This window comes from Gordonia sp. NPDC003422, assembly GCF_053588675.1.
Map to the genome: position 1 here is coordinate 1 of NZ_JBSFQL010000018.1, position 24,499 is coordinate 24,499.

The 24,499-nt window shown below is 64.4% G+C and carries 20 protein-coding genes and 1 pseudogene; 10 read left to right on the forward strand and 11 right to left on the reverse strand.

Annotated features, from left to right (window positions below):
• Nucleotides 1-90: 90 nt before the first annotated feature.
• From ACWDTF_RS15790 to ACWDTF_RS15815, 6 genes and pseudogenes are all read right to left on the reverse strand, one after another.
• Nucleotides 91-441 (reverse strand): hypothetical protein, encoded by a 351-nt coding sequence (locus ACWDTF_RS15790; RefSeq protein WP_010844931.1) that lies wholly within the window; start codon nucleotides 439-441, stop codon nucleotides 91-93.
• Nucleotides 442-737: 296 nt separating this feature from the next.
• Nucleotides 738-1,790, reverse strand: a complete 1,053-nt coding sequence (locus tag ACWDTF_RS15795; RefSeq protein ID WP_020169780.1) for a hypothetical protein — start codon at nucleotides 1,788-1,790, stop codon at nucleotides 738-740.
• Nucleotides 1,791-1,949: 159 nt separating this feature from the next.
• A pseudogene (locus ACWDTF_RS15800) lies at nucleotides 1,950-2,432 on the reverse strand (TniQ family protein); the annotation flags it as partial.
• A complete protein-coding gene (locus tag ACWDTF_RS15805; protein WP_006369929.1) occupies nucleotides 2,398-3,471 on the reverse strand; it encodes an ATP-binding protein in 1,074 nt (357 codons plus the stop codon). The pseudogene ACWDTF_RS15800 and the gene ACWDTF_RS15805, both read right to left, overlap by 35 nt.
• Complete coding sequence (locus tag ACWDTF_RS15810; RefSeq protein ID WP_079931101.1) at nucleotides 3,468-5,477, reverse strand: helix-turn-helix domain-containing protein; 2,010 nt, start codon at nucleotides 5,475-5,477, stop codon at nucleotides 3,468-3,470. The genes ACWDTF_RS15805 and ACWDTF_RS15810 overlap by 4 nt, the downstream gene beginning before the upstream one ends.
• Nucleotides 5,474-6,199, reverse strand: coding sequence for a TnsA-like heteromeric transposase endonuclease subunit (locus ACWDTF_RS15815; RefSeq protein ID WP_006369927.1), 726 nt, complete (start codon nucleotides 6,197-6,199; stop codon nucleotides 5,474-5,476). The genes ACWDTF_RS15810 and ACWDTF_RS15815 overlap by 4 nt, the downstream gene beginning before the upstream one ends.
• Nucleotides 6,200-6,373: 174 nt before the next feature.
• On the opposite strand from ACWDTF_RS15815, the gene lon reads away from it, so the two are divergent.
• Together lon and ACWDTF_RS15825 are read left to right on the forward strand one after the other, a co-directional pair.
• Complete coding sequence (lon, locus tag ACWDTF_RS15820; RefSeq protein WP_449754641.1) at nucleotides 6,374-8,716, forward strand: endopeptidase La; 2,343 nt, start codon at nucleotides 6,374-6,376, stop codon at nucleotides 8,714-8,716.
• Nucleotides 8,717-8,771: 55 nt separating this feature from the next.
• Nucleotides 8,772-9,128, forward strand: a complete 357-nt coding sequence (locus ACWDTF_RS15825; protein WP_240857802.1) for a YciI family protein — start codon at nucleotides 8,772-8,774, stop codon at nucleotides 9,126-9,128.
• 6 nt (nucleotides 9,129-9,134) lie between these two features.
• On the opposite strand, the gene ACWDTF_RS15830 is transcribed toward ACWDTF_RS15825, so the two are convergent.
• Nucleotides 9,135-9,740, reverse strand: coding sequence for a TetR/AcrR family transcriptional regulator (locus tag ACWDTF_RS15830; protein WP_449754642.1), 606 nt, complete (start codon nucleotides 9,738-9,740; stop codon nucleotides 9,135-9,137).
• Nucleotides 9,741-9,810: 70 nt separating this feature from the next.
• On the reverse strand, nucleotides 9,811-10,644 hold the full coding sequence (locus ACWDTF_RS15835) for a helix-turn-helix transcriptional regulator (RefSeq protein ID WP_449754643.1): 834 nt from the start codon (nucleotides 10,642-10,644) through the stop codon (nucleotides 9,811-9,813).
• Nucleotides 10,645-10,801: 157 nt separating this feature from the next.
• On the opposite strand from ACWDTF_RS15835, the gene ACWDTF_RS15840 reads away from it, so the two are divergent.
• Together ACWDTF_RS15840 and ACWDTF_RS15845 are read left to right on the forward strand one after the other, a co-directional pair.
• Complete coding sequence (locus ACWDTF_RS15840; RefSeq protein ID WP_449754644.1) at nucleotides 10,802-11,542, forward strand: SDR family oxidoreductase; 741 nt, start codon at nucleotides 10,802-10,804, stop codon at nucleotides 11,540-11,542.
• 131 nt (nucleotides 11,543-11,673) lie between these two features.
• The gene (locus ACWDTF_RS15845; RefSeq protein WP_449754645.1) at nucleotides 11,674-13,116 is read left to right on the forward strand and encodes an MFS transporter; all 1,443 of its coding nucleotides are present in this window, start codon (nucleotides 11,674-11,676) and stop codon (nucleotides 13,114-13,116) included.
• On the opposite strand, the gene ACWDTF_RS15850 is transcribed toward ACWDTF_RS15845, so the two are convergent.
• Nucleotides 13,106-13,834 (reverse strand): mycothiol-dependent nitroreductase Rv2466c family protein, encoded by a 729-nt coding sequence (locus ACWDTF_RS15850; protein WP_449754646.1) that lies wholly within the window; start codon nucleotides 13,832-13,834, stop codon nucleotides 13,106-13,108. The two genes, ACWDTF_RS15845 and ACWDTF_RS15850, sit on opposite strands and share 11 nt — an antisense overlap.
• A gap of 996 nt (nucleotides 13,835-14,830) precedes the next feature.
• Here ACWDTF_RS15850 and dnaK point away from each other — a divergent pair.
• The 5 genes from dnaK (at nucleotide 14,831) to ACWDTF_RS15875 (ending at nucleotide 20,219) form a co-directional block, all read left to right on the forward strand.
• Nucleotides 14,831-16,669: a molecular chaperone DnaK gene (dnaK, locus tag ACWDTF_RS15855; protein WP_240857796.1), complete on the forward strand. Its 1,839-nt coding sequence runs from the start codon at nucleotides 14,831-14,833 to the stop codon at nucleotides 16,667-16,669.
• Nucleotides 16,666-17,271 (forward strand): nucleotide exchange factor GrpE, encoded by a 606-nt coding sequence (grpE, locus tag ACWDTF_RS15860; RefSeq protein ID WP_449754647.1) that lies wholly within the window; start codon nucleotides 16,666-16,668, stop codon nucleotides 17,269-17,271. The genes dnaK and grpE overlap by 4 nt, the downstream gene beginning before the upstream one ends.
• Before the next feature lie 191 nt (nucleotides 17,272-17,462).
• Entirely contained in the window at nucleotides 17,463-18,668 is a 1,206-nt protein-coding gene (gene dnaJ, locus ACWDTF_RS15865; protein WP_355275914.1) for a molecular chaperone DnaJ, read from the forward strand.
• A 2-nt stretch (nucleotides 18,669-18,670) separates the two neighbouring features.
• Entirely contained in the window at nucleotides 18,671-19,063 is a 393-nt protein-coding gene (locus ACWDTF_RS15870; protein WP_449754669.1) for a heat shock protein transcriptional repressor HspR, read from the forward strand.
• Nucleotides 19,064-19,154: 91 nt separating this feature from the next.
• Nucleotides 19,155-20,219, forward strand: a complete 1,065-nt coding sequence (locus ACWDTF_RS15875) for a hypothetical protein (RefSeq protein WP_433256614.1) — start codon at nucleotides 19,155-19,157, stop codon at nucleotides 20,217-20,219.
• Nucleotides 20,220-20,225: 6 nt separating this feature from the next.
• Here ACWDTF_RS15875 and ACWDTF_RS15880 read toward each other — a convergent pair whose 3' ends face one another.
• Nucleotides 20,226-21,377 carry an FAD-binding oxidoreductase gene (locus ACWDTF_RS15880; RefSeq protein ID WP_240857793.1) on the reverse strand — a complete coding sequence of 384 codons (1,152 nt, stop codon included), beginning with the start codon at nucleotides 21,375-21,377 and terminating at the stop codon, nucleotides 20,226-20,228.
• A 125-nt stretch (nucleotides 21,378-21,502) separates the two neighbouring features.
• On the opposite strand from ACWDTF_RS15880, the gene ACWDTF_RS15885 reads away from it, so the two are divergent.
• Entirely contained in the window at nucleotides 21,503-22,636 is a 1,134-nt protein-coding gene (locus ACWDTF_RS15885) for an amidohydrolase family protein (protein ID WP_449754648.1), read from the forward strand.
• 10 nt (nucleotides 22,637-22,646) lie between these two features.
• Here ACWDTF_RS15885 and ACWDTF_RS15890 read toward each other — a convergent pair whose 3' ends face one another.
• Complete coding sequence (locus ACWDTF_RS15890) at nucleotides 22,647-24,146, reverse strand: amino acid permease (RefSeq protein WP_355275906.1); 1,500 nt, start codon at nucleotides 24,144-24,146, stop codon at nucleotides 22,647-22,649.
• Between the last annotated feature and the right edge of the window lie 353 nt (nucleotides 24,147-24,499).

The window sequence follows — 24,499 nt, forward strand, 5'->3', positions numbered from 1 at the left end:
CCCCACACTCTGACTGCGACCACCGACAAGCGTGAGACGTCAACGATGTCCCGACGACACGACGTCAAGCATGTCCCGAGCCCTTACACGTCACACGTCGGCAACCCACCGGTGGCGGGTGGAGCCGTCGTGCTGGTACTCCGTCTCCAACTCTTGAAAGAACTCAGTGATGTACATGCTGGAGCGATACGGGAAGTACCGAACTTCGTCGACGTTCTGGGCATCGTCGCGTCCGAGGTTGCCCACGACGAGGTTTCCAAGAGCTTCGAGGTTGCGGCGACGGAACTTCACATGGGCATTGTTGCAAGCGACGCCGACGAATGCCCACACCTCGCGCGACCCTGCGGGCGATGCCCGATCAAGACCGAGGCGTTCGACTACCAGTTCGTCGGACCATCCGGGTAGCGTGTCGCAAGGGTCGGTTCCGAACTCGGCGGCCATGCCGTCGGCGGCAGGGAGATTGCACGCCCTGGTGGTTCTCGATCAATTTCCCACGGTGTATAGCGTGGACTTGCGGCGTTGAAGGTGTGCTGCAGGAGGATTTCCATCAGTGAGTTGAGTTGCCCGACTCCTTTGAGCCCGTGGCGTCGGTATGACTCATTCGCCTCGTAGACATCTGCGCGGCACATGTGCTGATCCGCCTCAAGCGTTCCGCGGTAGAGTGAGGGCATTCTCGAAGCCACTGACGAGCGCGAGTCAGATCTGTTGCCGGAGTGTCCTGTCTGCACGTAGCTCCTTCAAGGTGGGCGCCATTCAAGTGGCTCCTCGCCGAATCCCAGGTCAGGCAACAGGCTGTTTGATCGGATTGTGGACCACTGCTCGCGTACCAGGTTGCGCGCCGAGCTGAGATCGCCGTCGTTGGAATCCTCAGAGTAGAGCGATTCTGTCGCGAACTCGGCGGCCCCGCCGGTGTAGACCTCCCAAATCGCGACGGCTAGCGCGTGTGGAGTCACTGCTCTGAACGTGCGGCTCGTGCTAAGAATTCTCGCAATGGAGATCGTGAGATCTGGATTGGCAAGTTGAAGCCGCCGGCGGTGGTAATCGATAGGAGGCGGGCCGGTGAGCAGTTCCCGGGTCTGGTTCTCGATCTGATCCAGGGTGTCGGTCCAATCGCCGCTGCGCTTGATCTGGCGGATGAGTAGTGGTGGGTAGCGCGAGAATTCGTGAGGCAGTCCTAGCGCGAAAGCGATATGGCCCCAAGGTCTCGCGGTCCCAGACCGTGCAAGGAGCATGGAAAGGACGGCGCGATCCTTCGCAGTCGTGTAGTCGCGGAATCCCGTCCAGTGAACTTGAGGTATCGACGAGAGAGGAATGTGGTTGCCCGGGATCTCGTGGGCCGTCGGATAACGGGCACACCCACTAGCAACTCGAAACGTCAGTTGTGCCGTCGGCGATAGCTTTTCGGCGAGCGGGGTGATGGCGAGGTGGCCGATAACCGCATTCGTCCGACTACGGGGCAAATCTCGGCCGTCCCTGAGAAGCCAGGTTCCTGGAGTAAGGACGCTCTGCTCTACGGCGAGCGAATGAGCCGCATGAACGTCCTCCTCGCAGAGGATGGACTTTACCTTGAGGAGTTGCTCGAGGCACGCGGCGTCAGGGTCGCTTGCTGCCTGACAGCTCATAATGGGCTTGCCCAGCGTCAGAGCCGCGTCGAAGTATTCGCGTGTACTGAACCGCTGACCGCCAAAGCTGTTCGTCGAAGGCTCTGATGCACCGCGTGCGAGTTCGAGAATCCAAACCTGAGCTTCAACGATCTCGGGGGCAACCCTACGGAACTCGACGTCGCGCAAGTCGTGGCCGCAGTATGCGTGTCGAGTTCTTGGTGTTCGGGGGCGATTGTCGCGCTGCGGACAGGCCCAGTTGGGGTCGGTGCTATTGGGCCAACTCGTGCCCGCCCACGGCGTCTCGGCACACCGAGGGCAGTTGGTAGGCATCAAGATCGCATGTTCGACACAGACGCGGTGTAGCGGCAGTGACCATGTCGAGTTCCAGTATCCTTGCTGAGCAAGGCATTCGGGACAGTAGGAAGGGTCGAGGGGCATCGATTCCGAAGACTTACCGTACCGTTCCCAGTGCGTGCGAAATGCGGAAACAGCCTCGGATATGAGTCCTGCCCGGAGGTATCGGGCTCGTTCGTCCGGTAGCCCCACCGTATCCACAATCAAATCACTGTGCTCAGCGATATGCGCAGAGACTCGTGTGGGGGACCAGGCACTCGTTGGAATCCCGAGTTCTCGGAGTAGCGCGCGTGCGGTGAGTCCGTAGCGGTGGCCGAAACGGCGCAGCCAACTCGGTGCGGTCTCATCGTCCCTGGGGGCGACGAGTATGGGAAGCCGCCGCGGGTTGTACCCGTCTGGTATCGCAATTGCGGAGGGTAGTTGCTCCGCGTCGGTTCTCTCACCTCTTGGGAGTGGTGAGCCGCTGAGCGGCATTGTCAACGACGACCTCCTCCAGGATGCTCGCAGTAATTTGCTCGGTGCCCGTCTTAATAGCCAGATAGGCGGCCCGATCGAGCAGGTTCGTCAGTGAACCGATGTGCCCTTGCGTTCGGCGGAAGAGTTCCTTGCCGAAATCGGATAGTGTCCCAGGCGTTTGCGCGGCGAGCATTAGGTGCAATTCGAGGGCGTTGAGAAGCGAGATCCAGGCGACGTTGCTGGCATCGGAGTCGGTGTTGAACGGCGCGACGCGTGCACGTGTGGCACGGCGGGCAGTCTGTGCGTACACGGCACCGTCATCGCCTCCCAGGCCCTCGTCGAAGAACTTCTTCTCTGTGAGGCGTACACCGACGTAAATGAACGTGACCGCCATTTCGTTGGCCAAGCCCTTCAGATGATTGCTTACTTCGCGACCGTGACGGTCTCGAAAGTCGATGAAGTGAAGGTCATCGATGACAATTATCTGAGTCTCGCAGCTCCGTACGCAGTCGACCGCGAGCGCACCCAAACCAGAAGTATTCGCACCAGCTACCCCCAGATGGCCATAGAAGGCGAGGATCTTTCTGTTCAGGCCCTTGAGGGTGATTCCAGCATCGAGCGGGATGAAGGCGACCGGAATACGCTGATCGCCTGCGGCGGTCTCGCTGCTGAGGCGGCGAATTGCAGTTCGATGGAACTGCCTTGCGTAGCGGATGGCGATGGTGGTCTTACCGAGACCTGGCGGGGCGTCGATCACGACCGATCCGCGGAGGCGGTCGCCATCGCGACGGTTGGACGCCATGACTTGATCGATGACAGCGAAGGCGTGCGTGAGTTGAGCTGTCTTGACAGTCGGGAGGTTGGCATTCCATACAAAGCGAGCTTCGTTGTAGTCTTCGCGCTCGTCGTCGCTGAGCGCTGCGATCTGTCCCTTCGTGAGGAGTTCCAGGCTCGCGCGCGGCGGCGAATGCACGAAGTCGTGCCAGCCCACTTTTGACGCCAGGTTGTAGCGATGCGGTTGATTGTTTCGAAGCCATAGTGCCCATGGGTTACTCATTCGTCGAATACCTCATAGCTCGAATCGTCTGCACCTTGGTACTTCTCAAACACATCGAGGTCATCGTCCAAATCCCAACCTGGAGGGCGACGTTCTGCTCTCCTCGCGAGAAGGTCGATAACTCCTGGCAGTGATGCAATCTCGTCGTCAGGTTGGCCATCGCCAGTATCGCTTGCCGTGGAACGGGTGCTGGCCAGGCGTCGTGCGAGGGCGCGGTCGCGCTTGGATTTGGTGTTGCCTTTGGACCACTCATCGAGGAGGTTGCGGACGGCGTCCTGTGGGTCGACATGCCGGTTTTCGCGGACGGCCAGAAGCTTGGTGTAGTCGGCGGCGTCCGAGGAGAAGGGCTGGTCGAGTCCACCTGCGTGCTCCCAGACCAGAGGCGACCATTTGCCAGATGAGGGGTCGCGGAAGTACACGCGTCGAACATCGCCGCTGTCTATGTGGATTGGCCATTTTCTAGCCTTCGGACCACCGAAGTTGGACTTGCTATTCCGGTAAGGGTTGAGCGCCGCGCCATCGTATCGGCGCCCATCCACTTCTATGCCATAGTGCTGGATCGTGCGCCACTCCACATTGAGAAACTCGTACGCAAGGTCCGGTGAGGACGGGATGGTGAGTCCACCGGCGCGAGCCAGGCCGATCTCGTACATTTCGAGCGGTGATAGCTCGAGGCCGGGCGTCTCAGGGAGACACAAGCCTTCGTGTTTCGACCGGTGGTACACCCGAGCTGTCCACTCGCGAATTATCGACTCAAGCTCGGCGACGTAGTAGAACGCTTGACTCTCAATGTCTTCACCGCGGTGATAGACGTCGGGTCCCTTGTAGCCCGGCAGTTGCTGAAGCAGGCCGAGCCGAATGGTCTTGAAGAAGCGTTCGACAGTTGGCTTGTCTGACGCCTTCTTTACGATCGCAGGCTGAATCGAGATTCCGAGTCGCGCACAGGCGGATCTGACATGGTGCGAGAGGTAGATCTTGCCATGGTCAACAACGATTGACTCGGGTAGGCAGCCTGGGATGCTCGGAGTGGCATCGTCTGCGGTCGGGTCGTCGCGTTCGATTGCGATCGAACTAGGCACGCCGTGAAACGGCCACGCTCCGTCGTCGACCGGTTCTTGGGGCGTCACCGACTGGTGTAACACATTGGCCACGTCGATTGCCTTGGTTGAAATCGGGGTCAGGCGCAGACCGACAATGCAGCGTGTATAGAGGTCTTGCGCCACAGTGAGTTCGACCGGCACCCAACGCAGCGTGATCGGCTCCATCGCGAACACGTCGAGGCGCGTTGTGTCGAGTACGAAGTACTCTCCGGGGCGCGTGGCGCGCAAACGGCCATACGGGGCCTCCGGCCGGTCGGCGGCGATTCGCCGTGCCTTTCCGCTGCCAAATGAATAGCGACCCTTGGAGAGCTCGTCCAGCCAGCGGTAGGCGGTCGCATTGGATGGGGTGGGCGCCAGATCGGCGCCACACCGCTCGGTCAGCAGATTGTTGGCCTGGTCGATTACTATGTTTCTGCTGGGTGTGGATTCGCGTGTGTACCGATTGAGTACGTCGAGGCACGCCTCCCGCCAGAGTGGGTCGATCGGCGAGCGCTGCTTCCTTGCTTCGACGAGGCCGGCTGGTCCTGACTCTTGATACGCCTTCACCCAGCGTTTGACGGTGCGGTCAGACATGTTGTGTGCGAGAGCGACCGTTTCGGAGCTGCGACCGATAGAGTCGCCGCTGTTGTGATGCATCTCCAGTACTGCTTCGACGACGGCGAGCCGTGCGTTGTAAGTCTCTTGCTGTTTCTTCGTAAGATTCGAAAGCAGTTGTCCGGACGTCTCGCAGGGCCTGCGAGGTGCGTCGAGCGGCTGAGAAGACCTCACGAGGTGTGGAGTGCTCACCGCTCGTGTGCCGCGATCCGATTCGACTATCGACCGACTGTCGCTGATCTCGACTATGCGGACCACGGATCCGTCGATCCACACCCGATCGCCAACAGCAAGTCGATAAGTGTTGCTCATACGGCCTCGGCTCGATGGATCAAGGTGTTGTCGCCGAATGGCCGGGTGAGATCGGCCGTGAAGGTGCCCGTCCACAGAAGCTCGAGGACGATGTGTCGAGGCCGTGCAATCCGCTCGGCTGCGAGTGTGGCTTCAGCGTGCGCGATTGAGAGCTCCTCTGGAAATCGTTCGAGCACCGTCTGGAACAGGGCCGCGCGCGACTCGCGGCGAGCCTGAGAAGCGAATCTGATGTTGTTGATCAACGCCGAGTCCTCGCCGGTCCAAACCTCATAATCGGCGGAGAGGCGCTTGGACACCACCTTGGTCCACGTGAACACGGCCTTGACCTCGTCTTTCTGCGCGATTCGTGGATTCTTGACGTCCACGACCAAATATGACCCATCAGCCCGCGTCAGTAGGAGATCGGGACAGTGGCGTCGGCCGGTACCTCTGTCGTCGCCGGTGATCCAGAAAGGTTGCGCCGTGATCCAAACGACTTCGGGATCGAAGTCGGCAAGCAAGATGCGGTCGCGTTCGAGAAGGCTTTCGTAAACCACGTGGTCGGCTGTTGTACGGGTCCAAAAAAGACCTGGATAGTGGCGTTGGCCGGCGTGGGACGGTGGCAGGCGCACTGGCTGGGCTCGGGCCATCGAGCTGATCGAGTGATCCCTGACCTGACTGATGGTCTCGTCACCGGCTTCGGTAACGAAGCGAATCTCGGTCGCACCGATCTGATCAGGCATTTTGCTATCGTGCCGCATGACAGCCCGATGAGAACGATGACACGCCTATGACAAGCCGATGAGAAAATGACACGTTCGGTGAGAAGCTACACGTTTCACCCACGGCATAAATCCACCGGGAACAAACATCCTGCCACCAGGGTTGAGTCGGTCAGACTGAACTTTGGAGGATGAATGTCTGACAAGACCTATTCACTGCCCGTGCTGTTCGTGCCCGACGTCGTGGTTCTGCCCGGGATGGTCGTGCCGATCCCGCTCGACGACGCTGCTCAGGCGACGATTGATGCTGCACGTGCCAGCGAGTCCGGCAAACTGCTGGTCGCGCCGCGACTGGACGACCGCTACCCGACCTACGGCGTGATCGCGTCGATCGTGCAGGTCGGGCGCATTCCCGGCGGCGGGACTGCGGCGGTGCTGAAAGGTGAGCAGCGCGCCCACATCGGGACCGGGACCACCGGCAACGGCAATGCGCTGTGGGTCGAGGTCACCGAGACCGACGATCCCACAATCACCGACGAGACCAGGGCAAAGGCGGCCGAGTACAAGAAGCTCGTGCTCGCGATGCTGCAACGACGCGAGGCCTGGCAGGTCATCGACGCCGTCAACAAGATGAGTGACCCGTCGGAGCTGGCCGATACGTCCGGCTACTCGTCGTGGCTCACCGATGTCCAGAAGCGGCAACTGCTGGAGACGCCGGACGTCGGCGAACGCCTGCAGCTGCTCATCGACTGGACCGGCGAGCACATCGCCGAGACCGAGGTGAGCGACAAGATCGCCGACGACGTGCGTAACGGCATGGAGAAGCAGCAGAAGGAATTCCTGCTTCGGCAGCAGCTCAACGCCATTCGCAAGGAACTCGGCGAGGACGAGCCTGACGGTGCCGACGACTACCGCGGCCGCGTCGAAGCCGCCGACCTGCCCGACAATGTGCGCGAGGCCGCACTGCGCGAGGTCGGAAAGCTCGAACGCGCCAGCGACCAGTCACCCGAAACCGGTTGGATCAGAACATGGTTGGACACCGTGCTCGACCTGCCGTGGAGTGTCACCACCGAGGACTCGACCGACATCAAGGGTGCCCGCGACATCCTCGACACCGACCACCACGGACTCGACGACGTGAAAGACCGCATCGTCGAATACCTGGCGGTGCGTGCGCGTCGTGCCGAGCGCGGCCTACAGGTCGTCGGCGGACGCGGATCGGGTGCCGTGATGGTGCTCGCCGGCCCGCCCGGCGTCGGCAAGACGTCGCTCGGAGAGTCCGTCGCACGTGCGCTGGGTCGCAAGTTCGTGCGCGTCGCCCTCGGCGGCGTCCGCGACGAGGCGGAGATCCGCGGCCACCGACGCACCTACGTCGGCGCGCTGCCCGGCCGGATCGTGCGCGCCATCGGCGAAGCGGGATCGATGAATCCCGTTGTGCTGCTGGACGAAATCGACAAGGTGGGCTCGGACTACCGGGGTGACCCGGCGGCTGCGCTACTCGAGGTCCTCGACCCCGCACAGAACCACACGTTCCGCGACCACTACCTCGATCTCGATCTCGACCTCTCCGACGTCCTGTTCCTCGCGACCGCCAACGTCATCGAGAACATCCCGTCGGCGTTGCTCGACCGGATGGAACTGGTGACGCTCGACGGCTACACCGAGGACGACAAGGTCGCGATCGCCCGCGACTACCTGTTGCCGAGGCAAGCCGAGAAGGCCGCGCTCGACGACGACGAGGTGACCGTCACCGACGCCGCGCTGCGCGAGATCGCCGCGAACTACACCCGGGAACCCGGTGTGCGACAGTTCGAACGGCTCCTCGCCAAGGCGCTGCGCAAGGCGGCAACCAACCTCGCGTCGGGCAAATCCCAAGCACCGGTGACGATCGACGAACCCGACTTGCGGGACTATCTGGGCCGGGCCCGGTTCACCCCGGAGTCGGCCGAACGGACCGCGGTGCCCGGTGTGGCAACGGGTTTGGCGGTCACCGGCATGGGCGGCGACGTCCTGTTCATCGAGGCCAACCGCACCGAGGGGAAGAACGGTCTGCAACTGACCGGACAACTGGGTGACGTGATGAAGGAGTCCGCGCAGATCGCGCTCTCCTACGTCCGGGCCCACGCCGATCAACTCGGCATCGATCCGAAGAACCTCGACGGCACCATCCACGTCCACGTCCCGGCGGGCGCGGTGCCCAAGGACGGTCCGAGCGCGGGTATCACGATGGTGACCGCGCTGGTGTCGATGGCCACCGGCCGCAAGGTGCGCGCCGAGGTCGGCATGACCGGTGAGGTCACGCTGAACGGCCGGGTCCTGCCCATCGGTGGGCTCAAGCAGAAACTGCTTGCCGCCCAACGCAACGGGCTGACCCAGGTGTTCATCTCGCCACGCAATGAGGCCGACCTCGACGATGTCCCGGCCGAGGTCCTCGACGCGGTGGCGGTGACTCCGTTCGCCGATGTCGCCGACGTCGTCGCAGCCGCTCTCGAGCCCGCTGCTGAGGTGACCGCAGAGACAGTGAACACAGCGGCCTGATCGTCGGGCTACGGTGGGAGGGAACCCTCGGCACGTGTCAGCAAAGGAGCTTTGCATGTCCGACCTCCCACCGATCACCGACGCGGAGATGAAGACGATCATCGCGTACTCGCAGCCGTATTCGGTGGTCGTCCTGAAAGCCGGCCCCAAGTTCCACACCGACGAGGCGAAACCCCTCATCTGGGAGCACAGCCGCCGCAACTTCTCGTTGCGGGCCAGCGGCAAACTCTCGATCATCCTCGGTGCCAGCGACGACTCCGACATCCGTGGCTACGGGATCTTCGACCAAGACCCCGAAACCACCGCGAAGATCATGAACGACGACCCGGCCGTACAGGCCGGCGTCTTCGAGTTCGACGTTCACCCGGTCCGCGGCTTCCCGGGTGACGCGCTCATCCCCACGCCGGACTGAACCAGCTCAGCTCTTCGCCGAGAATCCCAGGATGCGCGCGACTGTCTCACGATTCATCGCCGCATCAAACGGCTGCGCGGTGACCAGGGTCTGCTGCTGGATGAGGCCTTCGATCACCGCGACGATCAGTTCGGCGGCACGGGTGGGGCGCTTCGGCCAGAACTCGAGCGTGATCTGATCGGCAAACCCCACGAACCGACTGCGATTGGCCACGATCAGTTCGCGCAGCGCCGGATCGAACTGCGCCTCGATCAGCAGCGCATGCCGCACCACCACGAGTCCGCGACCCTCCGTCGTCATCGCCTCGATGAACCTCACCACGCAGTCGAGGATCATCGTCTCCGACGGCCGGTGACCGCCGGCCATGGTGTCGAAGATCGGTTCGAACTCGCGCACCGCGATCTCCCGCATCCGTTCAAACGCTTCCTGGAGCGCGAGTTGCTGCAGCTTGGAACGGTTGGGTGCGTAGTAGTTGACCGAACCGGGGGGCACGCCGGCAGCGTCGTCGACGGCGCGGTGCGTGAGTGCTCTCAATCCGCCGGACGCGACGACGTCGAAGGCGGCGCTGCTGAATTGGGCAAAACGATCGGGTGTCGCGTTGCCGGTAACCATGTGCGGCGCACCCCCGTCCCGTCCGCGTGACCATACCTCGCCGAATGTAGTCGCTCGTTCGCGAATGGCCTCACACGCTCACCGCGCTCAGCATGGCCAGTTTCTCGTGACTCACGGTGCCCGGGGTCGCGGTGTAGACGAGCAGGCCCTGGTTGGCGTCGGGGTCGAACAGGGTCTGGCAGAACACCTCGATCAGCCCCAGCTCGGGATGGAGCAGCCGTTTGCGCTGGTCGGTGAGCCGAACGTTCACGTCGTGCTCCTTCCACAACGACGCGAACTCGGGGCTTTCCGCGAGCAGGGCGTCGGCGATCACCGCGGCGCGGGAGTCGGGTCCCTCCGTGGTGACCGCGGCGCGCAGTCGGGCGGTGTGGGCTCGTGCGTGATGGTCGTGGTCGTCGGCAGGGAAGCGTTGTCGGGTCGCTGGGTCGGTGAACCAGCGGTAGGCGATGCTGCGTGCGACGCCCTCGAAGTGCGTCTCGTCGCCTACGAGAGCCTTCGCCGGCATGGTCTGCAGCAGCGTCTCACCGGCGCTGTTGACGACCATCGCCGGTGTGTCGGCGAGACGGTCGACGATCCGCAGCATCCCCGGCCCGACGTGGTCGGACGCCGATCGGCGTCCCGGAGCGTGCTGGCCGGCGAGCCGGAAAAGGTGGTCACGCTCATCGAGCGACAGGTGCAGCGCCCGGGCCAACGCGGTCAGCATCTGCTCTGACGGATGCGGGCCGCGTTGCTGTTCGAGGCGGCTGTAGTAGTCCGTGGACATCTGCGCGAGCAGCGCGACCTCTTCGCGACGCAATCCGCTGGTACGACGCCGACTCCCGGCGGGCAACCCTACGTCCGCAGGCGTCAGCGTCTCCCGGCGGCGTCGCAGGAACTCCGCCAAACCGGCCCGGTCGAAGTCCATGGGCCCTCCTCACGATCGACTCTGCATTCCACTCTTGCCGATCGGCCCGTACTCATCCAGGGATCGACGGTCCGTGGATGAGTGGTGCCTTGTTGCCCTCGCCGCACTGCGGTGGTGTGGAGGTCGAAAGGTTCAGTCGTCAACAAGGAGACAGATCATGCGTATCAGCGGCAACACCATCTTCATCCCGGGCGCGACCTCGGGAATCGGGCTCGGTCTCGCACTGCGCCTGCACGAGGCGGGCAATCGGGTCATCGTCGGCGGTCGACGCACAGAACTGCTGTCGCAGATCGCCGACGCGCACCCCGGCATCGAGACCGTCCGCATCGACACCGCCGACGCCGACGACGTCGTGCGGGTGTCCGCCGAGGTCCAGCGACGATTCCCGGACACCAACGTGCTGATCGCGATGGCCGGCATCATGCGCTCAGAAGATCTGCGCGACAACGACTTTCTCAGCACAGCGGTCGCGGAGGTGGAGACCAACATCCTCGGACCCCTGCGCCTGGTGGCGGCGTTCACCGAATTCCTCGCCGCACAGCCCGACGCCACGATCATCACGGTGTCCTCGGGGCTCGCGTTCACCCCGATGGTGGGCACACCCACCTACAGCGCAACCAAGGCGGCCATCCACTCCTTCACCGACAGCCTGCGAATCCAGTTGGCCGACAGCGGTATCGGTGTTCTCGAGCTCGTCCCGCCGGCCGTCCAGACCGATCTCATGCCCGGGCAGGCAGAGGCCGAATGGGCGATGCCGCTCGACGACTTCCTCGACGAGGTGATGCACCTTCTCCCGGAGGCCACCCGCGAGATCCTCGTCGAACGCGTGAAGCCGCTGCGGTTCGCCGAACTCAACGGCAACCGCGATGACCTGATGGCAGCGCTGGCGCACGCGTAAGGCATACGCTGGCCTTACCGCTCCCTGAGGTGCGAGGAGCGCTAGCCGCCGGGTTGAGGAGCGACGAGGGAGCGGAGCGACCCGACGCGTCTCGAAATCGACGAGCCTCGAAGGGCAGGTGACGCCGGCTCATGTCGGAAGGTCTCTCCGCATCGTCGAGTTCCGGTCGCTGGCTCATCGCCGCGGCCGTGCTCGGCTCGGGGGTGGCGTTCCTCGACAGCACGGTGGTCAACGTCGCACTTCCCGCCATTTCCCGCGACCTCGACACTGGACTGTCCGGGCAGCAGTGGGTGCTCGACGGCTACCTGCTGACCCTCAGCGCTCTGCTGCTGGTCGGTGGCGTGGCCGGCGATCGTTACGGTCGGCGTCGGATCTTCGTCGGCGGACTGGTGATCTTCGGGCTGGCATCCATGGCCTGCGGCCTGGCGCCGACGATCGAGGCGTTGATCGCGGCTCGCATCGTCCAGGGCGTCGGCGCGGCCGCCGTGGTACCGGGCAGCCTCGCATTGATCGACGCGGAGATTCGCGAAGAGGACCGCGGCCAGGCGATCGGCCTGTGGGCCGGCATGTCCGGTGCCACAACCGCTTTGGGCCCGTTCGTCGGTGGGTGGTTGGTCGACGCCGTGTCGTGGCGATGGGTGTTCTACCTCAGCGTTCCACTTGCCGTCGGTGCCATCGCGATCGCGTTGAGGCACGTGCCGAAGTCGGACGGCGCCGGCACGGGAAGGCTCGACGTCGCAGGCGCTCTCGCGATGATCGTCGGGTTGAGTGGGGTGATCTATGCGCTGATCGAGTTCCCGGATCGAGGCTCGGACGCCGGTGTGATCGCCTGGGCGGCAATAGGTGTCATCGGACTGATCGGTTTCGTTGTCATCGAATCCCGGGTCGACGACCCACTACTGCCGCTCGGGCTGTTCCGGTCTGCGCAGTTCACCGGAGCCAACCTGACAACGCTGGCCGTGTACGCGGCACTCGGCGGAGCGCTGTTCCTGCTTGCGCTGCAACTGCAGCAGAGTATGGGCTACTCGGCGCTCGAGGCCGGGGCCGCGACCACACCGAGCACCATCATCATGCTGTTCGGGTCACCACTGTCCGGCAAGGTGTCGCAGATGACGGGACCGCGACTGCCGATGACCGTCGGACCGCTCGTCGCGGCCACCGGATTGGCGCTGATGACGCGGATCGAACCCGGCGCCGGCTACTTCACTGCAGTGTTCCCGGCTGTTGTGGTGTTCGGGCTCGGTATGACCATCACGGTTGCGCCCTTGACCTCCGCGGCGCTGGGCGCGGTCGACGACGCACATGCAGGCACTGCGTCGGGCGTCAACAACGCAGTTGCGCGTCTCGCCGGGTTGCTCGCGGTCGCGATCCTGCCGGTCGTCGCCGGTATCCACAGCGGTCCCGGCCAACCGCTGGGTGCGGGATTTCATACCGCGATGGTCATCGCGGCGGTCTGCTGTGCGCTCGGTGGGATCGTGGCGGCCGCGACCATCCGATCCGGGGCGCCGGTGACACCGCACGTCCAGCCGGCAATGAATCACGCATGCCAGCCGCCGGAGCGACTCACTTCTTGAGCCGACGACTCCCTGCGTGCCAATCTTCTTGGACCCCCACTTCAGCGTCTTCGACGCCGAAGGCACGGAGTTGAGGCTTCTCGCGCAGGCTGCGTTTGAGTTCCGCGAAGCCGGGAAAGCTCGCGAGGCCGATGACGTGGTCCCACAGGGCGACTGCGTCGTCGTCGCTGGGCAGCCGGCTGATGACCGGGCCGAAGAAGGCGACTCCGTTTGGCGGCTGGAAATGGATGATCGGCGTGCCCACGTCCCGTCCGGTGAGCGACAGCGCTTCGTCGGTCTCGGCTTGGATCTCGGCGTCCCACGACGAGTCCTCAAGGGCATCAATGTGTTCGGGTGACAGTCCGAGTTCGGCGAGGATCGGTTCGAGGAATTCGGCCGTGCCGCGGTGATCGCGCTCGCCCACCATGTAGGTTCCGGTGTGCGAGTCGAAGATTCGGGTCCCGAAAGCGGCGTAGAGCGGGCCGATGGCGTCGCGCCCGTGTTCGCGTCGGACACTTGCCGCCGCCCGCAGGAGCTTCAAACCGGCCCAGTGCCCGGCCTCGTACTCGGGCGGGAAGTGCGCGTCGTAGTCGATGTGCGCGTTGAGAAGTCGCAGCGAGATGAATCGCCAGTCCACCGCATACTCGCGTTGCGCCTGCACCTTGCGCACCCACTTGCTGGTCATCCAGGCAAACGGGCAGACCGGATCGAAGTAGAAGCGGATGTCGGCGTCGCTCACGGATCACCTCTCGATCAGTATGATTTTGGGTCCGGAATCCGGCCCCAAAATCATACTGATCGCGTGGACCTCAGACGAGGCCGAGTGAGTGCAGGATTTGATAGACCTGGTACAGGCCGACGATTGTTTCAACTGATCCCATGATGTCCCCCGACATATAGTGCGATTCTTACGTGTCATCGAATCTGATCACGACGACAAGGCTGACCTTAAGCCCGCGAATCGTGTTCTGCGAGTGGTAGTGACAGCACACACAGTGGGCTGAACCGGTGGTCCGCACCGCTTTTCGGCCCCGGCACCTGGCGGGCTCGGTCGCCCAAGCCGTCGCGCCGCAGACGCGAGCCTCACATTTGCCCAGTTCGCAGCGTCGGTCACCGGACTCTGTCGGATCAGCGTCCCGCCCGCCGGCGTCGTCGGCGATCGTGGCGGCGGGAAGAGCGTGGTCGCCGAGCGCGAGGGCAATGACACCCACCGGGAGGCGCCCGAAACGGGCCTCCTCAGTGCCCGCCGAGGCATATTGCCCTCGGCGACACCTCACGGCGACCGCTTCAGACGCCAACTCCCGGAGTCGAGCCGGCCCAACGACCCGAACGCACCGCGACCCGTCGGATGTCTGTACCCCTCAGCCCGGCCAAGGGCACTATGTGCTTGGCAAGCCTCCCAGGTACAGATTTCCGCAGCTCAGCGGAGGCGGTCACCCCAACTCTTCGAGTCGGCGACCCATCCGCCGACATCGTCGGTGATTGCAACGCCGAGCAGAACCGACCCTGACCAGCGATTACTCACATTGAGCGTATCGCGCTCAACTTTTTCGGGAATCCGGGAATGATCCCGGCCATGTCCCGGTTGAACAAATCGAGAAACCTGAGTCGTGTAGGCTCAACCCAGGTTGACTCCGGCTGTGTCCTCCAGTAGGACATGAGTCGGATGCACTGAAGTTCGGGTTTCGAACAACGTACTTGGGTGCACACCCACGAACTAGGAGGAAGCAACAAGATGTCCCGTGCTGTTGGAATCGACCTCGGCACCACCAACTCCGTGGTCGCGGTGCTCGAAGGTGGAGAGCCGGCCGTCATCGCCAATGCCGAAGGCTCCCGGACCACCCCGTCGGTGGTCGCCTTCGCGCGTAACGGCGAGGTGCTGGTCGGTCAGCCCGCAAAGAATCAGGCGGTCACCAATGTCGACCGCACCATCCGTTCGGTCAAGCGCCACATGGGCGAAGGTGACTGGACCGTCGACATCGACGACAAGAAGTACACCCCGCAGGAGATCAGCGCGCGCACGCTCATGAAGCTCAAGCGCGACGCCGAGTCGTACCTGGGTGAAGACGTCTCCGACGCCGTCATCACGGTGCCCGCATACTTCAACGACGCCCAGCGCCAGGCAACCAAGGAAGCCGGCCAGATCGCCGGCCTCAACGTCCTGCGCATCGTCAACGAGCCCACCGCCGCAGCCCTGGCCTATGGACTCGACAAGGGTGAGAAGGAACAGACCATCCTGGTCTTCGACCTCGGTGGCGGAACGTTCGACGTCTCGCTGCTCGAGATCGGCGACGGCGTGGTCGAGGTCCGCGCGACCTCCGGTGACAACCACCTCGGTGGTGACGACTGGGATCAGCGCGTCGTCGACTGGCTCGTCGAGAAGTTCAAGAGCTCCAGCGGCATCGATCTGACCAAGGACAAGATGGCCATGCAGCGTCTACGCGAGGCTGCCGAGAAGGCCAAGATCGAACTGTCGTCCTCGCAGTCGACGTCGATCAACCTGCCCTACATCACCGTCGACGCCGACAAGAATCCGCTGTTCCTCGACGAGCAGCTGAGCCGCAGCGAGTTCCAGAAGATCACCAGCGACCTGCTCGAGCGCACTCGCGCACCGTTCCAGGCGGTCATCAAGGACGCCGGCATCTCCGTCGGCGACATCGACCACGTGGTCATGGTCGGCGGCTCGACCCGTATGCCGGCCGTCACCGAGCTGGTCAAGGAACTGACCGGCGGCCGGGAGCCCAACAAGGGCGTCAACCCGGACGAGGTCGTCGCCGTGGGCGCCGCCCTGCAGGCCGGTGTGCTGCGCGGTGAGGTCAAGGACGTGCTGCTGCTCGACGTCACCCCGCTCTCCCTCGGTATCGAGACCAAGGGCGGCGTGATGCACAAGCTGATCGAGCGCAACACCACCATCCCGACCAAGCGGTCGGAGACCTACACCACGGCCGAGGACAATCAGCCGTCGGTGCAGATCCAGGTGTATCAGGGTGAGCGTGAGATCGCTTCGCACAACAAGCTTCTCGGCTCCTTCGAGCTCGGTGGCATCGCCCCCGCGCCGCAGGGTGTCCCGCAGATCGAGGTGACCTTCGACATCGACGCCAACGGCATCGTGCACGTCACCGCGAAGGACAAGGGCACCGGCAAGGAGAACTCCATCCGCATCCAGGACGGCTCGGGCCTGAGCAAGGACGAGATCGACCGGATGATCAAGGATGCCGAGGCGCATGCCGACGAGGATCGCAAGCGGCGTGAAGAGGCCGAGACCCGCAACCAGGCGGAGTCGTTGGTCAACCACACCGAGAAGTTCCTCAAGGACAACGAGGACAAGGTTCCCGCCGACGTCAAGGAGAAGGTCGAATCGGCCATCTCCAACGCGCAGGAGGCACTGAAGGGCACCGATTCGACCGCCATCAAGAACGCGATCGAGAAGCTGTCCGAGGAGTCCCAGGCTCTCGGCCAGGCCATCTACGCCAACACCGCCGAGTCGCCCAACGGTGACGCACCGGCCGGTGACGCCGCAGATGCCGACGCCGACGTCGTGGACGCCGAGGTCGTCGACGAGGAGAAGAAGTGACCCAGAGCGAGTCCTCGCCCGACACCGGGTTCGACCCGACCGAAGCCGAACTCGGCGGGGTCGAACCCGAGCGCGAGGGCGACATGCCCATCACCGTCACCGACAAGCGGGTCATCGACCCGGACACGGGGGAGGTGCGCCCGGGTACCCACCCGGCGGCCGAACCCGACGCGGCCGACGCGCGGGTGGCAGAACTGACCGCGGACCTGCAACGGGAACGCGCGCAGTTCGCCAACTTCAAGCGGCGTGCGGCGGAGGAGAAGCAGGGATCGGTTGCCTACGGCAAGCAGATCCTGATCGACAAGCTGCTCCCCGTCCTCGACGACCTCGACCGTGCGCGTGAGCACGGCGATCTCGAGAGCGGTCCGTTGCGTGCGGTCGCCGACAAGCTCGTCGGTGCCCTCACCGCGGAGGGCCTCGCCCGCTTCGGCGAGCCCGGCGACGAGTTCAACCCGGAACTGCACGAGGCCGTCCAGCACGACGGCGACGGCGCACACCCGGTACTCGGGGCCGTGTACCGCTGCGGTTACCGACTGGGCGACAAGGTGATCCGCACCGCGATGGTCACGGTCACCGATCCGGCAGAAACCGCCGCACCCTGAGGGTCAACGTTCCCTGAGGTGCGAGGAGCGCTAGCGACGAGCCTCGAAGGGCTTGGTGAGACAATGTCGCCAGCCCCTTCGAGGCTCGCAGGCTCGCACCTCAGGGAGCGGGGCTTACGGCTCAGAAAGTGGATTGCTTCACAATTTCATTGACAGACCAGACAACAGAACATCAAAGGAGGTGACGTCTGGTGGCTCCACAACGCGAATGGTTGGAACACGACTTCTACCAGGACCTCGGCGTTGCTTCTGACGCTTCGGCCGACGAGATCAAGAAGGCTTATCGGAAGCTCGCCCGCGAGCTGCATCCGGACGCCAACCCGGGGGACAGCGCGGCCGAGGAACGCTTCAAGCGCGTATCCGAGGCCCACAGCGTGCTCTCCGATCCCGCGAAGCGTAAGGAGTACGACGAGACCCGCGCCATGTTCGCGGGCGGTCGATTCCGCGGCGGCGGCAACGGTTTTCCGGGCGGCTTCGGCGGCGGCACAAACTACAACACGTCGGGCGGCGGGGCCGACTTCAACATCGGCGACCTGTTCGGCAGCGGTGCCGAGGCCGGTGGTGGCTCGGGTGGATTCAGTGACCTTTTCGAGGGCCTGTTCAACCGTGGCGGCGGCGGTCAGCGAACCTCGACCGCAAGCCGGCCACGCCGCGGCAACGACCTCGAAACCGAGACGTCGCTGTCGTTCAAGGACGCCGCACTCGGTACCACCGTCCAGCTTCGGGTGACCAGCCCATCGCCGTGCACCACGTGTCACGGCAGTGGCGCCAAGCCGGGCACCAGCCCGCGAGTGTGCCCGAGCTGCAACGGTTCCGGGTTCATCAGCCGCAACCAGGGCGCGTTCGGATTCAGCGAACCCTGCCAGGATTGTCAGGGCACCGGAAGCCGCATCGACGATCCGTGCACCGACTGCGACGGCAGCGGCGTCAAGGTCCGCGCCCGCACGATCAACGTCCGCATTCCCGCGGGAGTCGAAGACGGGCAACGCATCCGGCTTGCCGGACAGGGTGAGGCCGGACGACGCGGCGCGCCGTCGGGCGACCTCTACGTGGTCGTCCACGTGACCGCCGACAAGGTGTTCACGCGCAGTGGCAACGACCTCAAGGTGCAGTTGCCGGTGAGCATCTCCGAACTCGTGCTCGGGGCGACGGTGTCGGTGCCGACCCTCGAGGGGTCGGTCGGGGTCAAGATCCCGGCCAACACCACCGACGGCCGCACGCTGCGAGTGCGTGGTCGGGGCGTGCCGAAGCGTTCGGGTGGGGCAGGCGATCTGCTGGTGACCGTCAAGGTCGCGGTGCCGCCCAAGCTCGACGACGACGCCACCGAGGCCATGCGCCGCTATGCCGAGGCCGAACGCGCGAGCGGATTCGATCCGCGCGCCGGGTGGGGGCGATGATGATGGCGTCCCGTGACTTCGACGAGTCGGCGACGTTCCTGATCTCCGTGGCCGCCGAGCTGGCCGGTATGCATGCGCAGACCCTGCGCACATACGACCGGCTCGGCCTGGTCACCCCCCAACGCACGAGCGGCGGCGGCCGGCGCTACTCCACCCGCGACGTCGAACTGCTGCGCGAGATCCAGCGACTCTCCCAGGAGGAGGGTGTCAACCTCGCCGGCATCAAACGGATCATCGATCTGGAGAATCAGGTCGATGCGCTGAGCCAGCGGGTGCGTGAACTCGGCGACGAACTGCAGCAGGCCCGCGGCCGACGCGGCGGCGAACTCGTCCCGGTGCCGCGCACCAGCGCGCTGGTGGTGTGGCAGCCGCGTAACAGGCGTCCCAAGAGTTAACCCCGATCGGCCCCGGCAGCCGAGGACCCGGGACCTGCCGTTATCCTGTCTGGTCAAGGATCGACGTGAGAGGTAGTGCCCGGTGGCCGAGATGACCGATACCGTGCTCGGTATCTCCGTCGTCGACGACCAGATCGCCTCTGTCGTCCGCGACGGGGACGGCCGTGTCGTCGCCAGCAACCTCGTCGACCTGCCGGATTCGGCGACGTCGTCGCAGGTGGAGTCGGCGATCGAAGAACTCGTGACCTCGGTCCCGATGGACTTCCAGCACATCGGTCTCGCGGTCGCCGACGACTCCCTGCGCGAGCATCTCAACAGCGCATTCGCTCCGACCGCCGGCACTCCCGACTGGCACTCGAAGATCGGGGTGACCGATTTCCCGACCGCCCTGGCGGAGGTCGCCCGAGCGCAGGCGACGCGTCCCGGCGTGGTCGCGGTGGTCGACCTCGGAACCAACGCCGCCCCCTCGGTCGGGGCCACCACGGTCACCGTCGACGTCGCGACCGGACGTCTCGTCGGGGTCGGGCAATTCGATCGAGGTGAGTGCGGACCGGTCACCGAGCATGAGGGTGCCTCCGCGTTGGCCGACGCCATCACCGAGATGCCCGGCGGCGACAAGCTCACCTCGGTGATCTGCACCGGACCTGGTGCCGAGACCCCGGGCGTCGCGCCCGCCTTCGAGTACGCCGTCCAGCGTCCCGTGACGATCGCCGACCAGCCTTCCCTCGCGTCGGCCATCAGCTCCGCCGAGTTGGCCCGCGTCGCCGAGGCACCGACGATGCTGACCAGATCGGCGCCCGCATCATCGGGCCGACGCTGGTGGTTCATCGGCGCAGCAATCGGCGCTGCGATCGTCCTGGGTGCCCTTGCCATCACCGCGGTGCTCGCCGCCGACGGAGAACTCCGCGAGACCAGTCCGAGCACCATCACCTCCACCGTCACCACCCCCGGACCGGGCAGGACGGTGACCAAGACCGAGGCCGCCGACACCGTCGTCGAGACGGAAACCCGGACCGTCACCCAGACCACCACACCGCGGCCCGTCACCCGGACGAGGACGATCACCGAGACACCACCCGCGGAGACGACGACGGAGACGGAGACCGTCACCGAGACGGTCAACCCCAACCCCTACGACCCCAACGCCCAGAACTGAGACTTCTCAGATCACCGGATCGTATTGGATGCGGCTCGCGGGCACCCCGGCGATGATCAGCTTGCGCCGCGTCGCCTCCACCATCTGCGGCGACCCCGCGACCAGAACCTGATGGTCGTCCCACGATCCTTGTCCGACGACGACGTCACCGAGTCGCCCGATCAGGTGCGGCATCCCCAGATCTTCGGGTGACGGGAGCGAGCTCAGCCACCAAGGGTCGGTCGTCTCCTCGGTCACCGCGGTCACCTGCAGCCACGGATTGGTGGTGGCGATGCGTCGCAGCACGGCGAGGTCGTAGAGCTCACCGGGGTAGCGCATGCCGTAGAAAATGTGTGTGCGGGGCGAATCCGCGCGTTTGGACATCTCGATGATCAGCGCGCGAAGTGGTGCCAGCCCGGTGCCACCGGCGACCATCAGTACGTCGCGGTCGGGGTCGACGTGCAGCGTGCCGTGTCCCTGCGCCAGATGCCAGACATCCCCGACGCGGGTGTCGGCGACGATGGTCGGGCTCACCGTGCCGCCCTTGATGGCCCGGACATGGAACTCGAGTTCGCCGTCCGGATTCGGCGGGATCGCCGACGACAGATTCCGCCACGCCTTGGGCCACTGCGGGATCTGCACCTCGACGTACTGGCCGGCGTGAAAATGCAGCGGGGCGTCGGCCACCAGGCGGACGACGGCGAGGTCGCGGGATATCCGGTACTTCTCGGCGACGGTGGCAGTCCAGGTCGCCGGCTGTGTCGCGGTTTCGGCGGCGCCACGCATGACGCCGGTCAGCAGCATCGTCGCCTGCGCGACGACGTCGGCGGTGTCGGTGTCCCAATACCCGTCCATCAACTCGGCGAACTCACCCATGAGCGCGAGGTACATGACGCGGTAATGCTCGGGTTCGACGCCGAACTTCCGATGGTCGCGGCCCAGCTGGGCCAAGAACTCGACCAGCTCGGGCTGGCCGGATTCGGCGGGGATGACCTCCAGGACGTGGTCGACGACGCGGTAGAAGGCGTCGCGCTGGCCGGCCATCATCGCGGGGAAGAGGTCCCGGAGGTCCGGGTCGATGGCGAACATGCGCGTGTACACGTTCTTGGCGAAGCGGTCGGGATCTCGGTTCACCGCGGTCCGCAGATGGTGCAGCGCATGCCGAGAGTGCGTCGCCATCGCGTCCTTTCACCTCCCCGGTCGCTCGTGTCGATGTGGTCGGGACCGGTCGCGGCTGGATCGAGACCGATTCACGATCCTCCATCGTATGCCGCCTCGCCGAAGCCTGTGGCAGGGTACGTGTTGTGACGTCTCTCGACGGTGTGATTCCCGGGATCGTCGATGCACACCTGCAGCAGTGGAATCCGCGACGGACACCGTGGGCTGCCAACCGTGCGTCCCGCCTCTATCGCTTCGTGCCCGGCATCGGGGACCGGATCTTCCCCGTCATCGTCTCGCGCGCCGATCGCGAATACGTGCTGACTCCCCGAACCGTCGCGCGCACCTACGAGCCGCGGCAGTACGCCGCCGACATCGCGGGCGTGCCGGCCGTCGCCGGGGTGCCGATCGACACCGTCGTGCACATGGAATCGCACTGGCGCGCCGAGTCCATCGAAGACCAGCCGGCAGAAGATACGACGTCGGTCGAGGAGACCCGCTACGTGGTGGGATTGCCCTTCGGTGAGCGGGGCGCCCCGCGACTCGGCGCCCTGATCGCACACGCCGATCCGCGCGCTCCCGAGTTCGGCCGCATCCTCGACGAGCACGCGGCGGTCACCGATCTGTTCCGCGGTGTTCGTATCATCTCGTCACGGCACCCCGATCCCCGCGTTCGGGACGGCGGCGACACCGAAGGCATGCTGGCGTCGGCCGCCTTCCTGGAAGGGTTCGGCGAGATCGCCGCCAGGAAGCTGATTTTCGACGCCTCGGTGTATTCCCACCAGCTCTACGACGTCGTCACCCTGGCCCGTGAGTATCCTGACACGCCGATCGTCCTCGACCACTTCGGCATTCCCGCAGGGGTTTTCGGTCCCATCGGCCTGCGAACCGGAGCCACCGCCGCAGCCCGCGCCGACATCATGCGCCTGTGGCGGGAACGGATGACGACGCTCGCCGGCCATCGCAATGTGTCGGTCAAGCTGTCCGGCCTGGCGATGCCGGTCCTCGGGTTCGGCCACGAACGGTGGGGCAACATCGGTGACCAGGCCACCCTCGCCGAGATGATCGGACCGTTCGTCGAACACATCATCACCCACTTCGGCACCGAACGTGTCATGTACGGCAGCAACTACCCGATCGACAAACCGAACTCCCGGATGGACATGCAGGTGGGTGCGCTCATCGACTGCCTGTCCCGATTGGGTCCGGACGCGCTTCGTAAAGTGTTCCGCGACAACGCGCTACGCACCTACAGCATCGAAGAGGTGTCCGCTCCCTGAGGACTCCGGCTCAGTCCTCCTCCGACTCCTGATGACGCCCGTGCGGCGCCTCGGGGACCGGCGGTTGCGGCACGACGGGGTAGTCGCCGGTGTAGCCTTCGCGTGCCGCTGCCATCGTCATCACCTTGCCGCGCACCGCATACCAGCCGACGATCAGCATCGGGATGATGACGAGGATGGCGATCAGGTTCCAGATGTTCTCGTAGCACATCAGCACGGTCACCGCGGCAAGGAAAAGCAGCGTCACGTAGCTCGTGTAGGGAGCACCCGGCAGCCGGAATGCGGGGCGTTCGAGAATTCCCTTGCGCTCCCAGCGATACAGCTGAATCTGGCAGGCGACGATCATCGCCCAGGTCGAGATGATCCCCAGTGCAGACAGATCGAGCGCGATGTTGAATGCGTCCTCGGGAACGAACAGGTTGAGCACGATGCCGAGGAGCGTCAGGGCTCCGGTGAGTGCGATGCCGCCGAACGGCACTCCATTGCGATTCATCTTGCCGGTGAACGCCGGGCCCGAACCGTTCATCGCCATCGAACGCAGGATGCGGCCGGTGGAGTACAGGCCGGCATTGAGGCTCGACAGAGCGGCCGTCAGCACAACAAGATTCATGATCCCGCCCGCGGCAGGCATGCCGATCTTGGAGAAGAACGTGACGAATGGACTCTCGCCGGCGCGATAGGCGGTATAGGGCAGCAGCAACGCGAGCAGCAGAACCGAGCCGACGTAGAACACGGCGATGCGCACGATGACGGAGTTGATGGCCCGTGGCATCACCTTGGGCGGATCCTCGGTCTCGCCGGCCGCGATACCGACCAATTCGACTGCCGCGTAGGCGAAGATGACCCCGGACGTGACGATGCACAGCGGGAAGATGCCCTCGGGGAAGAGACCGCCGTTGTCGGTGATGACGCTGATCCCGGCCTGCTGTCCGTCGATGTCGAAGCGTCCGGCCAGGAACACCATGCCGACCACGAGGAAGGCGATGAGCGCGGTGACCTTGATGATCGATGCCCAGAACTCCATCTCGCCGAACAGTTTCACCGAGATGACGTTCATGGTGAGGACGATGCAGAGTGCGATGAGCGCGATGAGCCACTGCGGTATCGCCTCGAACATGCTCCAGTAGTGCACGTAGAGCGCAACCGCGGTGACGTCGACCACCGCGGTCGCCGCCCAGTTGAAGAAGTAGAGCCATCCGGTGACAAATGCTGTTTTCTCACCGAAGAATTCGCGTGCATACGACACGAACGAGCCCGACGACGGGCGGTGCAGTACCAGCTCACCGAGGGCCCGCAGGATGAAGAAGACGAAGATGCCGCAGACGGCGTACACGATGAACAGGCCGGGTCCGGCGTCGTGCAAGCGGCTGCCCGCGCCCATGAACAGGCCGGTGCCGATCGCGCCGCCGATGGCGATCATCTGAATCTGCCGCGGTTTGAGGCTCTTGTGATAGCCCTCGTCTTCGTGTGCGAGGGACGAATTGTCGTACGTGGTGGTTTCGGACGTCATGTTTCCCTTGTGGTGGTGGGTTTTTTCGCGCAGCATTGGGCACCCTCGGATCGCGAGAGCGCACGCGCAGATGAACAGAACCAGAACAGAGATTAGACGTGCTAAATGGTCGGCGCGAGCGGTGGAATGTTAAAGAAATCGGACATCATTCGGCTCGACGTGGCACCGTGCAACGCGAATCATCTTGGCGCCAGGCAGTTTAACGGATCGGATGTCCGATTTAACATCTCCTTCGGATGTGATCGCCGCCACCCTCCGGCCGTCCCCAAGAAAATAGGGGAAGAAACTCTTCCCCTAACCTCGGTGTCCTCCCCGCGAATTTTCTGGGGGACGACACCAAACCCCGGGGAAGA

What these genes read in the sequence shown, in the direction of transcription:
- ACWDTF_RS15790 (WP_010844931.1), bottom strand. Translation starts at nt 441, where the DNA reads ATGGCCGCCGAGTTCGGAACCGACCCTTGCGACACGCTACCCGGATGG.
- ACWDTF_RS15805 (WP_006369929.1), bottom strand. Translation starts at nt 3,471, where the DNA reads ATGAGTAACCCATGGGCACTATGGCTTCGAAACAATCAACCGCATCGC.
- ACWDTF_RS15810 (WP_079931101.1), bottom strand. Translation starts at nt 5,477, where the DNA reads ATGAGCAACACTTATCGACTTGCTGTTGGCGATCGGGTGTGGATCGAC.
- ACWDTF_RS15815 (WP_006369927.1), bottom strand. Translation starts at nt 6,199, where the DNA reads ATGCCTGATCAGATCGGTGCGACCGAGATTCGCTTCGTTACCGAAGCC.
- lon (WP_449754641.1), top strand. Translation starts at nt 6,374, where the DNA reads ATGTCTGACAAGACCTATTCACTGCCCGTGCTGTTCGTGCCCGACGTC.
- ACWDTF_RS15825 (WP_240857802.1), top strand. Translation starts at nt 8,772, where the DNA reads ATGTCCGACCTCCCACCGATCACCGACGCGGAGATGAAGACGATCATC.
- ACWDTF_RS15830 (WP_449754642.1), bottom strand. Translation starts at nt 9,740, where the DNA reads ATGGTTACCGGCAACGCGACACCCGATCGTTTTGCCCAATTCAGCAGC.
- ACWDTF_RS15835 (WP_449754643.1), bottom strand. Translation starts at nt 10,644, where the DNA reads ATGGACTTCGACCGGGCCGGTTTGGCGGAGTTCCTGCGACGCCGCCGG.
- ACWDTF_RS15840 (WP_449754644.1), top strand. Translation starts at nt 10,802, where the DNA reads ATGCGTATCAGCGGCAACACCATCTTCATCCCGGGCGCGACCTCGGGA.
- ACWDTF_RS15845 (WP_449754645.1), top strand. Translation starts at nt 11,674, where the DNA reads ATGTCGGAAGGTCTCTCCGCATCGTCGAGTTCCGGTCGCTGGCTCATC.
- dnaK (WP_240857796.1), top strand. Translation starts at nt 14,831, where the DNA reads ATGTCCCGTGCTGTTGGAATCGACCTCGGCACCACCAACTCCGTGGTC.
- ACWDTF_RS15870 (WP_449754669.1), top strand. Translation starts at nt 18,671, where the DNA reads ATGGCGTCCCGTGACTTCGACGAGTCGGCGACGTTCCTGATCTCCGTG.
- ACWDTF_RS15875 (WP_433256614.1), top strand. Translation starts at nt 19,155, where the DNA reads ATGACCGATACCGTGCTCGGTATCTCCGTCGTCGACGACCAGATCGCC.
- ACWDTF_RS15880 (WP_240857793.1), bottom strand. Translation starts at nt 21,377, where the DNA reads ATGGCGACGCACTCTCGGCATGCGCTGCACCATCTGCGGACCGCGGTG.
- ACWDTF_RS15890 (WP_355275906.1), bottom strand. Translation starts at nt 24,146, where the DNA reads ATGACGTCCGAAACCACCACGTACGACAATTCGTCCCTCGCACACGAA.